This window comes from Pseudomonas sp. Marseille-P9899, from assembly GCF_903166565.1.
Lineage (GTDB): Bacteria > Pseudomonadota > Gammaproteobacteria > Pseudomonadales > Pseudomonadaceae > Aquipseudomonas > Aquipseudomonas huaxiensis.
Genome location: NZ_CAESCG010000004.1, coordinates 158,048 through 169,383, shown reverse-complemented (window position 1 = coordinate 169,383; position 11,336 = coordinate 158,048). Strand labels below are relative to the sequence as shown.

11 protein-coding genes are annotated in these 11,336 nt (G+C 64.1%); 8 read left to right on the top strand and 3 right to left on the bottom strand.

Features of this window, described 5'->3' with window-relative positions; genetic code table 11:
* Window positions 1-7 precede the first annotated feature (7 nt).
* The 7 genes from HWV67_RS20475 (at window position 8) to HWV67_RS20445 (ending at window position 6,348) form a co-directional block, all read left to right on the top strand.
* The gene (locus tag HWV67_RS20475; protein ID WP_175652576.1) at window positions 8-1,705 is read left to right on the top strand and encodes a PXPV repeat protein; all 1,698 of its coding nucleotides are present in this window, start codon (window positions 8-10) and stop codon (window positions 1,703-1,705) included.
* A complete protein-coding gene (locus HWV67_RS20470; protein ID WP_175652575.1) occupies window positions 1,706-2,536 on the top strand; it encodes a hypothetical protein in 831 nt (276 codons plus the stop codon).
* 162 nt (window positions 2,537-2,698) lie between these two features.
* On the top strand, window positions 2,699-2,974 hold the full coding sequence (locus HWV67_RS20465) for a metal/formaldehyde-sensitive transcriptional repressor (RefSeq protein WP_175652574.1): 276 nt from the start codon (window positions 2,699-2,701) through the stop codon (window positions 2,972-2,974).
* 16 nt (window positions 2,975-2,990) lie between these two features.
* Entirely contained in the window at window positions 2,991-3,926 is a 936-nt protein-coding gene (gene dmeF, locus HWV67_RS20460) for a CDF family Co(II)/Ni(II) efflux transporter DmeF (RefSeq protein ID WP_175652573.1), read from the top strand.
* A gap of 260 nt (window positions 3,927-4,186) precedes the next feature.
* Window positions 4,187-5,683, top strand: coding sequence for a YifB family Mg chelatase-like AAA ATPase (locus HWV67_RS20455; protein WP_175652572.1), 1,497 nt, complete (start codon window positions 4,187-4,189; stop codon window positions 5,681-5,683).
* 106 nt (window positions 5,684-5,789) lie between these two features.
* A complete protein-coding gene (locus HWV67_RS20450; protein ID WP_095159874.1) occupies window positions 5,790-6,059 on the top strand; it encodes a type II toxin-antitoxin system Phd/YefM family antitoxin in 270 nt (89 codons plus the stop codon).
* Entirely contained in the window at window positions 6,040-6,348 is a 309-nt protein-coding gene (locus tag HWV67_RS20445; RefSeq protein ID WP_175652571.1) for a Txe/YoeB family addiction module toxin, read from the top strand. Before HWV67_RS20450 ends, HWV67_RS20445 begins: the two co-directional genes overlap by 20 nt.
* On the opposite strand, the gene HWV67_RS20440 is transcribed toward HWV67_RS20445, so the two are convergent.
* On the bottom strand, window positions 6,317-6,634 hold the full coding sequence (locus tag HWV67_RS20440; protein WP_175652570.1) for a DUF6124 family protein: 318 nt from the start codon (window positions 6,632-6,634) through the stop codon (window positions 6,317-6,319). The two genes, HWV67_RS20445 and HWV67_RS20440, sit on opposite strands and share 32 nt — an antisense overlap.
* A gap of 348 nt (window positions 6,635-6,982) precedes the next feature.
* Here HWV67_RS20440 and HWV67_RS20435 point away from each other — a divergent pair, with 348 nt between their 5' ends.
* On the top strand, window positions 6,983-8,413 hold the full coding sequence (locus HWV67_RS20435; RefSeq protein WP_175652569.1) for a mechanosensitive ion channel family protein: 1,431 nt from the start codon (window positions 6,983-6,985) through the stop codon (window positions 8,411-8,413).
* On the opposite strand, the gene amaA is transcribed toward HWV67_RS20435, so the two are convergent.
* A complete protein-coding gene (gene amaA, locus HWV67_RS20430) occupies window positions 8,410-9,696 on the bottom strand; it encodes an L-pipecolate oxidase (protein WP_175652568.1) in 1,287 nt (428 codons plus the stop codon). The genes HWV67_RS20435 and amaA overlap by 4 nt on opposite strands.
* Before the next feature lie 100 nt (window positions 9,697-9,796).
* Entirely contained in the window at window positions 9,797-11,287 is a 1,491-nt protein-coding gene (gene amaB, locus HWV67_RS20425; protein ID WP_175652567.1) for an L-piperidine-6-carboxylate dehydrogenase, read from the bottom strand.
* Window positions 11,288-11,336: the final 49 nt, after the last annotated feature.

Here is an 11,336-nt window from a genome sequence, read left to right as displayed (position 1 = left end):
ACGAACAATGGAAGACTTGAGCTTCAAAGCGCTCATGGCCCTCGCGGGGGCTAACAAGCTGATCACCGGGGCGGTGGTTACAACCTTGCTCTCGGTGATTCTGATCAAGGTCTACTGGGAACAGGTCAGCTACTTCGCCATGCGCGTGTGGCACGGTTTCCCGCTGATCGGCACCGTCGCGCGGCTGTCGCGCTCAGGCATGAACTTGGACAGCAAGCAGTGGCTGACCAACGAAGTGGCGCTGTGCAACAACTACTGGGACTACTACGACTCGATCTCCGACAAGGACACGGACTACTACAACAAGTCCGAAGCCTATCTGGACGCCATCGGTGAAGGTGACCGCCGCGAGCGCCCGGCCTGGGTGCTGATCCTGATTTTCTTGCTGATCCTGTTCGAAGCCGTGGGTTTCGCCTATGTGCTGGCGCCTTTCATCAACCAGAACGCGTCCTCCAATGACCAGACCTACCTGGCCTGGATCGGCGCCTTCCTGCTCTCGATCCTCTCGGCGGGCATGGCCGAAGCGGCCGGCCGAGCGATCCATAAAAACTCGCTGGTGAACAAAGCACGTCACTGGTGGGAAATCGACCCGGACAAGGGCAACACCCCGCTCAAGCAGATCCTGCCGGGCTTCCGCATCAAGAACACGGATGAAGACCGCAATGCCAAGGACTACAACCGCATTCTTGCCCGTCTGAGCACCAACCAGACCGTCACCCCGCGTCACGGCATGATCATCGGCTGCGCCGCGGTTGTGCTGATCATGGCGTGCGCCGCCTTTGGCATCCGGGCGTATCAGCTCAAGAGCATCGAGACGGAGATGGTCGGCAATCCGAACGTGTTCGCCGAACAGAACTACGAGTCCGCTGCCAGCCCGTTCGAACTCCCGTCAGAGTCGGCTGCGGTCAATCAGGAAGCCGGTGACAAGACCCTGGAAGACCGGATGGACGCCATCCGCAGTGCGTCGCTGATCACCTTCGTGGTGCTCTCGGTGATCTACATCGCGATCCAGGTGGTGAGCGTGTGGATGGCCTCGATCTTCGGCTTCGCCGGTGCCGAGTCGAAAAAGGCCTGGGAATACACCCACAAGTTCAACAGCGCTTCAGAGTTGCAGCGCTGGATGGAGACCCAGCGCACCCGCATCTCCGGTCATGCCGACCACAAGCTGCGCATGCTGCAGATGAAGTTGTCGCAGCGCCCCACCACCGGCCGCGCGATTCAGGAAGCCATCAGCGGCGCCCATGGCCGCGACTTCAATGCCTATGCCGCGCGCATGCATGAAGAAGCCGTTATCCGTGACGCCACCGCTACCGCCACTGCCGCCGCAGCAGCAGCCGGCCAACCCGCCGTGGCCGCGCCGGTCGCACAACCTGTGCCCCAGCCGGCACCGGTTGCCGTGGCGCCACAGCCAGCGGTGGTTGCCGAGCCTGTGGTTGCACCGCAGCCGGTCGCAGCACCCGCTCCGGTCGTTGCTCCACAGCCTGTTGCAGCGCCAGCGCCGGTCGCCGCCGTGCAGCCAGCAGCGGTCGAGCAGGCAGCACCCGCCGCGCAAGCCGGTGGCCTGGACGCGATGCGTGCCATGGACCTGACCCGCTTCAGCGAAGACGACCTGCGCAAAGTCAGCGAGAAGAAGGGCCTGGACGCGGAAGCGGTACTGAAGATCCGCGCCGATCAAATCCTGCTCAAAGAATTCGAAGGGATCTGAATGAAGCTCAAGCACCTCTTCGCCCTGCTGCTGTGCCTGCCTGCGCTTGCGCAGGCGGCCGAGCGCAACGAAATCCCCGACTGCTACAGCTACGCCAAGATCGACAGCTTCCGTCAGCCCGGCTCCGGGCGCGAACTGACCGTGATCGTCGACCAGACCATTCCGATGCCCGAAAGCATCCAGAAAGCCACCTGGGGTCAGATCAACCGCTTCGTCGCCCCCGGCGACCGGGTGCGGCTGTACAGCTTCTCGGCGTTTCTGCCCAACCAGTTCATGCAACTGCGTTTCGCCGGCGAGTTGAACGTGCCACTCGAAGGCAAGGTGCGTGACAGTGTCGGCATGTCGTCGCTGCGCTCGTTCGACAAATGTGTGGCGCAGCAGCAGGACTTTTTCCGCAAGAAGTTCGGCGCAACCTTCGTCACCACCCTGCGCGAAGCCTCCGAAGACATTCCGCGCAGCGAGATCTTCCATTCGCTGCGTGACATCGGCAACGACCTGGCCGCCCAGCCAGCGCAAGAGCGGGTCATCCTGCTGATTTCCGACATGCTGGAAAACAGCGACTTCGGCAGCTTCTACGTGAACAACCGGATTCGTGACCTGCAAGCCCAGGCCGAACTCAAGCGCGTCGAAGAGAAACAGCTCTACGCCGACCTGCAAGGCGCCCGCGTCTATGTGGCCGGTGCCGGCCTGGTGACCAAAGACGTGAAGCAGGCCTACCGTTCCGGCAAAACCATGGAACTGCTGGAAGGCTTCTGGAAAGGCTACTTCAGCGGCTCCAATGCGAGCCTCGTAGCGTTCGGCACCCCCAGCCTGAACGTCGATCTGAAGTAATCCCCTCACCCGCCGCCGTCTCCAGGCGGCGGGTCTGTTTTTCTCCCCCGCACTCTTTTCGCCCCGCGAACACAGGTTCGCCGCGTTCGTTCGTCTGCGCGCTTGTATAGGGGGTGGGGGTATGTCATTGTGCGCGACATACATAGGGGGAGGGGGTATACCGTGTCGCACATCCATTCCAAGAAAGATGCGCTGCTCAAGCGCATCAAACGCATCGCCGGCCAGCTCCAGGCCGTGGAAAAAGCCCTTGAGGGCGACGACGACTGCGCCACCACATTGCACCTGGTTGCCGCGACCCGCGGCGCCATCAATGGCCTGATGGAAGAAATCATCGAAGACCACGCCCAGGCCCATGTGGCCAACCCGGCGCTGAGCGATGAAGAGCGCGCCAAGGGTGTCGAGGAACTGCTCGAAGCGATCCGTCGCTACTCCAGATAATCACCGGGGAACCGCCATGAACCACAGCGCACCGCCCGCCCATGACCATGTCTTCCTTGGCTCGACCCACGATGAAAATGCCCGGCGCACCCTGTGGGTGGTGGTTCTCACCCTGGTGATGATGGTGGCCGAGATCGCCGCCGGTTACCTCACAGGCTCCATGGCCCTGCTCGCCGATGGCTTCCATATGGCGACCCATGCCGGTGCCCTCGGCATCGCCGCCGCAGCCTACGCCTACGCCCGCCGTCACGCCTCCAGCGGTCGCTACAGCTTCGGCACCGGCAAGGTCGGCGACCTCGGCGGCTTCGCTTCGGCGCTGATTCTCGGCATCGTCGCCTTGAGCGTCGGCATCGAATCGACGCTGCGCCTGTTCCAGCCCACTGAGGTGCAATTCGGCACCGCGACCCTGATCGCCGTGGTCGGGCTGATCGTCAACCTCATCAGCGCCCTGCTGCTGGGCCACGGTCACAGCCATGGCCCTCACCACGAACACGAACACGCGCATGACCACGATCACGACCATCACCACCACGGTCACGACAACAACCTGCGCTCGGCCTACCTGCACGTGATCGCCGACGCCCTCACCTCGGTGCTGGCCATCGCCGCACTGTTGGCCGGGCGTTATCTGGGCTGGGTGTGGCTGGACCCGGCGATGGGCATCGTCGGTGCGCTGGTGATCGCGCGCTGGTCGTGGAGCCTGATGAAAGTCACCGCCGGCGTGCTGCTGGACCAGACCGACGAGCACGTCGCCGAGGAAATCCGCACGCTGGTGGAGAAACCGGGGGATGCGCGGATCACCGACCTGCACGTCTGGCGGGTCGGGCCGCAGGCCCATGCGGCGATCGTCAGCGTGGTGGGTGCGGCCAGCGCGGACCTGGCGAGCATCCGGCAGCGCTTGCTGCCGGTGCATGAGGTGCGGCACCTGACCATCGAGGTGCAGCCGGGCTGATCAGTCGAACGTGCCGCGCAGGGTCATGCCGGTCAACCAAACCTCTTGGGGCCCTTCGCGAGCAAGCTCGCTCCTACGGGTGCGTGAACCGCACCCCAATGGGTTTAACTGACAGGCATTACTGCGCAAGGTCAGCTTTTCGGGAACGAACTCCTGGCCCTCGGCAACACCCGGATTCACTCTCCCGCCTGCACCCCGTGAACCCGCCACTATCCTTGCAAAGCCGCACGACGCGGCCCCGCAATGATCATGGAGCGTTCATGTCCCTCGCCCTTGTCCACAGCCGCGCCCAGGTGGGCGTGCTGGCCCCGCCTGTCATCATCGAAGCCCACCTCGCCAACGGTTTGCCAACCCTGACGCTGGTCGGTCTGCCTGAAGCCACGGTCAAGGAAAGCAAGGACCGGGTGCGCAGCGCGATTCTCAATTCGAAGCTGGAGTTTCCGGCGCGGCGGATCACCCTCAACCTGGCGCCTGCAGATTTGCCCAAGGATGGCGGCCGCTTCGATTTGGCGATTGCCCTGGGGCTACTCGCCGCCAATGGACAGTTCCCGCTGGCGGCGCTGGACAGGGTGGAATGCCTGGGCGAGTTGGCGTTGTCCGGCGCGGTGCGTCCAGTGCAGGGCGTGCTGCCAGCCGCCCTTGCCGCCCGCGAAGCCGGACGCGCACTGGTGGTGCCGAAGGAAAATGCCGAAGAAGCGTGCATGGCGTCGGGGCTGGTGGTGTATGCGGCGGGACATCTGTTGGAACTGGTCGGACATTTCAGCGGGCAACAACCGATGGAACCCTACAAGGCCAACGGCTTGCTCATGCAGCCCCGCCCCTACCCGGACCTGAGCGAAGTGCAGGGCCAGCTCGCCGCCAAACGCGCGCTGCTGGTGGCGGCCGCGGGGGCTCACAATCTGCTTTTCACCGGCCCGCCTGGCACCGGCAAGACACTGCTCGCCAGCCGCCTGCCCGGCCTGTTGCCGCCACTGGATGAGCGCGAGGCGCTGGAAGTCGCGGCGATTCAGTCCGTGGCAAGCTCCAAGCCGCTGGACTGTTGGCCGCAACGACCCTTTCGCCACCCGCACCACTCGGCTTCCGGGCCGGCACTGGTTGGTGGTGGTTCACGCCCGACGCCGGGCGAAATCACCCTCGCCCATCACGGCGTCCTGTTCCTCGATGAACTCCCCGAGTTCGAGCGCCGCGTGCTGGAGGTGCTTCGCGAGCCTCTGGAATCAGGCGAGATCGTGGTGGCGCGAGCGCGGGACCGGGTGCGCTTTCCGGCACGCTTTCAACTGGTCGCGGCGATGAACCCTTGCCCCTGTGGATATCTTGGCGACCCCACTGGCCGCTGCCGCTGCAGCAGTGAAATGGTCCAGCGCTATCGCAACAAACTCTCCGGCCCGCTGCTCGACCGCATCGACCTGCACCTCACCGTCGCCCGCGAAGCCACCGCCCTTTCACCCTCCATCGACAACGGCCCCGACAGCGCCACCCTCGCCCATCAGGTCGCCATCACCCGCGAGCGCCAGCAGCGCCGACAGGGCTGTGCCAACGCCTTCCTCGACCTGCCCGGCCTGCGTCGGCACTGCGGGTTATCCACAGACGACGAGCGCTGGCTGGAGAACGCATGTGAGCGGCTGACCCTTTCCCTCCGCGCCGCGCATCGCTTGCTCAAGGTGGCGAGGACGTTGGCGGACCTGGAAGAAGCCCAGGACATTCGCCGGGATCATCTGGCGGAGGCGTTGCAGTATCGGCCGGCGGGGCAGGAATAGGACGTGGGCATGGGCAACTTCAGACGAATCGACCTTGATGCGTACAAAGCTCTGTACCATGATTCGCTCTCAGTTCCTCCGCCCGCTCTCCTACGGAAACCACATCATGCAGATCCTTACTTTCAGCGAGGCACGTGCCAATTTGAAACAGACCATGGATGACGTTTGCCGGGATCACGAGCCGGCGGTGATCACCCGCCAACGCGGTGAACCTGTAGTGGTCATGTCCCTTGAGGATTACAACTCAATGGCGGAAACCGTCTACCTGCTGGGCAACGAGAAGAATGCGGCATGGCTGCGCGAGTCCATTGCGCAACATAAAGCGGGAAAGGTCTTCACGCAGGAGATGTCGTTGAATGTCCCAACAGAAGACTAAACAGCGCAACAAACAAGAAGCCCGCCACGGCGTTTCAATCGCCTTCACACCCAATGGCTGGAAGGACTATCAGCATTGGAAGGCCAATGACGAGGCAATCTCCGCTGCGGTAGACCGACTGATTCTGGAGTGCTTGCGCACGCCTTTTTCCGGCGCGGGCAAACCTGAAGCACTCAAGGGCGACCTGAGCGGCTACCACTCTCGCCGGATCACCATCGAGCCCCGCCTGATCTATTTCTATGAAGCGGGTACGCTGACTATCCTGGCCTGCCGCTACCACTACGAGTGACGCCCGCCAGCACCGCATCCACCAGCGCTTTCGCCATCTCTGCCTGCTGGGCGATCCCCAGTGCCATCGCCTTGTCGTTCAAGCTCAGGTATTCGGCGCTGTCGTAGGCGTAGGCCTGAACGCTGTTGAGTATCTGGCTGACATGGACCAGTGCGTCTTCGGCGCAGATGCCTTCGCGGGCGATGAACATCGGATTGCCATGGAAATCGGTCGGGCCGAACGGGACCGGGCAGGTCAACACGCGGGTGAGTTCGAGGGTCGGGGGATCGGGGACGGGCTTTTTCATTGGGCGACTCCTACTGCTGTGGAGCCACCACCGAAGCGCTGCGAAACGAAAGGTGGCAGCTGTACGCGGGTTCGCAGACCGGGCAATAGGAACCGGCGCACCCGAAGGTGCCCCACGCACAGCCGCCGTAGAGGGAAGCCATGACTATTGCTTTGGGCTGCGACACCCGATCACTGAAAATCAGCGACGCTCGGAGCCTAAGCAGCCACCCAGGCGGGCGCAACAGAGCAACAGGGCGCGGAGTATGATTCAGAAGAGCCCTACAGAAAACGGCTACAGGGCATTGTGAAATCTATTGTTTCGAATAACAGTTGAAACCATCAGCGCCCCACCACGCCAGAGAACTCCATGCCCGCACTCCTCCAGGACTACCCTCTTCTGCTCGGCATATTCCTGCTCGGGCTCGATCTGCTGCTGTGGCGGGCGATTCCCATCGAGAAGCGCAACTGGCGCATCGCCGCGCGGGTGGTGGCGTTCCTGCTGTTTACCGGGGTGCTGCTGAGCGCCGGGATCAGCCCGCTGCAGCCGCCGCCCTGGCCCGAGGACGTCGCGCGCAATCTGCTGGCGACGGTGCTGGAAATTGTCTGGTGGCTGTTCGCGGCGCGGACGCTGACGGTGGTGATCGGCCTGTTGCTGATTGCCCGCAGCGGTCACACCGGGCGGCTGTTGCAGGATGTGGTGGGCGCGGTGATTTTCCTGGTGGCGATCGTCGCCGCCGCGGCCTATGTGATGCAGTTGCCGGTCAAGGGCCTGCTGGCGACGTCCGGGGTGATGGCCATCGTCATCGGCCTGGCGCTGCAAAGCACGCTGAGCGATGTGTTCTCCGGCATCGTGCTCAACACCACCCGGCCCTATCAGATTGATGACTGGATCAGCATCGACGGCACCGAAGGCCGGGTGATCGATATCGACTGGCGCGCCACTCGCCTGCTCACCGGCAACGGCAGCATGGCGGTGATCCCCAACTCGGTGGCAGCCAAGGCCAAGCTGCTCAATTTCAGCCGGCCCAACGATGTTCACGGCGTGTCCATTACCGTGGTGGTGCCGGCCAGCGTGCGGCCGCGCAAGGTGCTGGATGCGCTGGAGAAGACCCTGCAAGGCAGCAGCGCGCTGCTGACCACGCCCAAGCCGAAGGCGACGATCAAGGCTTCGACCCTGGAATCGGTGGAATACGAGGCTAGCGGTTTCGTCAGTTCAATGGACCAGAAGAACCCGGTGCGCAACCAGATGTTCGACCTCGCCCACCGTCACCTCGTCGCTGCCGGCGTTATCTGGAATGGCGATAGCGAGGTCCGCCCGTGGAGCCGCCAGCGCAGTCTGCTGGAAGACGTGCGGATCTTCCGTGCCCTGAGCAGCGAGGAAAAAGACAGCCTGAGCCAGCGCATGATCGCCATCGAGTACCCGGTCGATCAGGTGATCCTCGGCCTCGATCAGGCTTCCGAGCATGTGCTGGTGATCGGCACCGGTGTGGTGTCGGCGGCGGTCCACGACGGTGAGCGGCTGCTGGAAGCCGGGCGCATGGGCCCGGGCGAAGTGCTGGGCGTGGAAGGACTGCTGGACGGCGACGCCTCCAGTGCCGAGTTCCGCACGCTGACCAGTTGCTTGCTTTACCGCATCGACAAGGCCGAGGTGCGCGACTGCCTGGAGAAACGCGACGAGGTGAAGGCTGCACTGAGCAAGCTGCAGCGCGTGCGCGAGCAGAACAGCCAGTCGTTGGTTTTGCAGAAACCCGCCGTGATCAAGAAAGGCGGTTTCCTCAACTGGCTCAAGAAGGCCTAAAGCACAACGCGAAGGCACTGCCCCGCGTGATACAGCGAGAACCCGGTTTCATAGAAGCCGGTCCGCAGCGCAGGTACGGCCACGGGTTTCATGGGTGAAAAGGCAATCGGCAGCGTGTCCGGATCATCCTGCAGCAGGAACTGCGCGAACGCCTTGCCGATCACCGTGCCGGTGGTGTTGCCGCGACCGTTGTAGCCGGTCACGGCGACGATGCCCGGTGCCGGTTCGAACAGGCGCATCAGGTGGTCGGGGGTGAAATCGATGCAGCCGGTCCAGTGCATTTCCCACTCGACCTTGCCCAGTTGCGGGAAGTAATGGCTCTGGATGCGGTCGGCCCAACTGCGCACGAACCACGCGGGCTTGTTGTCGACCCGGCCGAGGCTGCCCAGCAGCAGGCGGCCCTGGTCGTCGCGGCGGATGCTGCTCAACACGGTGCGGGTGTCCCAGGAGCCTTGCCCGTGTTTGAGCACGTTATCGGCGGCGGCACCGTGCAGCGGCGCCGAAGCGACCTGGTAGTAATAACCGCGGAAGAAGTGGCGCTGCAGGTCGGTCCAGTCGCCTTCGGTGTAGGCGCCGGTGGAGATCACCACTTTCTCGGCGCTGACGGCGCCTTTGGCGGTTTTCACCTGCCAGCCGCTGCCGTTGCGCACCAGCCCTTGCACCGGGGACTGTGGATAAATCTTGCCGCCAAGGCGCGTGACCGCTTCGGCCAGGCCACGGGTGTAGGCCATGGGGTTGATGGTGCCGGCGCGGCGGTCGAGCAGCGCGGCGGAAATCTTGTCGGTGCCGCAGTAGTCCTCGCAGCGGGCGCCGGTGAGCAGTTCGACGTCGGCGCCGCGGCGGGTCCATTGTTCGTGACGGGCTTGCAGGTCGGCCACGCCGGTGGCGTTGTGGGCCATGTGCAGCGTGCCTTCGTTGCGCGCCTGGCAGTCGATGCCGAGGCGCTCAATCAAGGCGAAGACTTGCGCCGGGGCCTCGCCCAGCAGCTTGTTCAGACGGCTGCCCTGTTGCTGGCCGAGGGTGGTCTCGACGTCGTCGGGACGAATCCAGGTGCCGGCGTTGACTAGCCCGACATTGCGCCCGGAACCGCCGTGGCCAATGACGCTGGCTTCGAGCAGCACCACCGACTTGCCCTGTTCGAGCAAGTGCAGCGCGGCCGAGAGACCGGTGATACCGCCACCGATCACACAGACATCGGCCTTGACCTCAGCCGCCAATGCCGCAGCGGGCGCCGCGGGCGGGGTGACGTATTCCCACAAGCATTGTTGACGCAGTTCGGGCATGGCCTGGCTCCGGCGGTGGTCATGTCATTTTTAGGGCCTTCTCGCGAGTGAGCTCGCGCCTACAGTTGTTGTAGGAGCGAGCTCGCTCGCGAGACGTCAGTCAGTCGAACACAATCCCCTGCGCCAACGGCAGCTCCCGGGAATAGTTCACGGTGTTGGTCTGCCGGCGCATGTAGGCCTTCCAGCTATCCGACCCCGACTCACGACCGCCGCCAGTCTCCTTCTCGCCACCAAACGCCCCGCCAATCTCCGCACCGCTGGTGCCGATGTTGACGTTGGCAATCCCGCAGTCGCTGCCCGCGGCGCTCTGGAAACGCTCGGCCTCGCGCAGGTCGGTGGTGAAGATGCAGGACGAAAGCCCCTGTGGCACTTCGTTGTTCAGGCGCAGCGCTTCGTCGAAGTCATCGTAGGCCAGCACATAGAGAATCGGCGCGAAGGTTTCATGGCGCACCACCTCGGTCTGCCCCGGCATTTCGACAATCGCCGGCGCCACGTAATAGGCATTCGGATACTGCTCGGCCAGTTGACGCTCGCCGCCGAACACCTGGCCGCCTTCATCGCGAGCACGGGCCAGCGCGTCCTGCATGGACTGGAACGAGGCCTTGTCGATCAGCGGGCCAATCAGGTTGCCTTCGCGCGGATCACCGATACGCACTTTGCCGTAGGCGGATTTGACCCGCGCCACCACTTCATCCTTGACCGAGCGGTGCACGATCACCCGGCGCAGGGTGGTGCAACGTTGGCCGGCGGTGCCCACGGCGCTGAACAGCACGGCGCGCACGGCCAGATCAAGGTCGGCGCTGGGGGCGAGGATCATCGCGTTGTTGCCGCCCAGTTCGAGGATGCTGCGACCGAAACGCGCCGCCACTCGCGGCCCGACTTCGCGGCCCATGCGGGTGCTGCCGGTGGCGCTGACCAGCGGCACGCGGGGGTCGTCCACCAACGCCTGGCCGGCGTCGCGGTCACCGATGATCACCTGGCTCAGGCCTTGCGGCGCATCGCCGAACGCGGCCAACGCTTTTTCGAACAGCGCCTGGCACGCCAGGGCGGTCAGCGGGGTTTTCTCGGAGGGTTTCCAGACCACGGCGTTACCGCAGACCAGCGCCAGGGTGGTGTTCCAGGCCCAGACCGCGACCGGGAAGTTGAAGGCGCTGATCACCCCCACCACGCCCAGCGGATGCCAGCTTTCACGCATGTGGTGGCCAGGACGCTCGGAGGCGATGGTCAGGCCGTAGAGCTGGCGCGACAGGCCGACGGCGAAGTCGCAGATGTCGATCATTTCCTGCACTTCGCCCAGGCCTTCCTGGGTGATCTTGCCGGCTTCGACCGACACCAGTTCACCCAGTTGCGCCTTGTACTCGCGCAGGATTTCACCAAACAGGCGCACCAGCTCACCGCGACGCGGCGCCGGCACATTGCGCCAGGCCAGGAAGGCTTGTTGGGCCTGGTCGATCTTTGCGCTGACCGCGGCGGCCGGCTCCAGGTGCACCGAGGCGATCACGCTGCCGTCGATGGGGGTGTGAACCGGATGGTTGCCGTGGGTGTAGGCGCTGGCCGGGACACCCAGGCGGTCAAGCAATCCATCAACCATGTTGTTCTCCTGCAAGGCGGTGAGAGGTTGTAATCGTTGTGGGGATCAG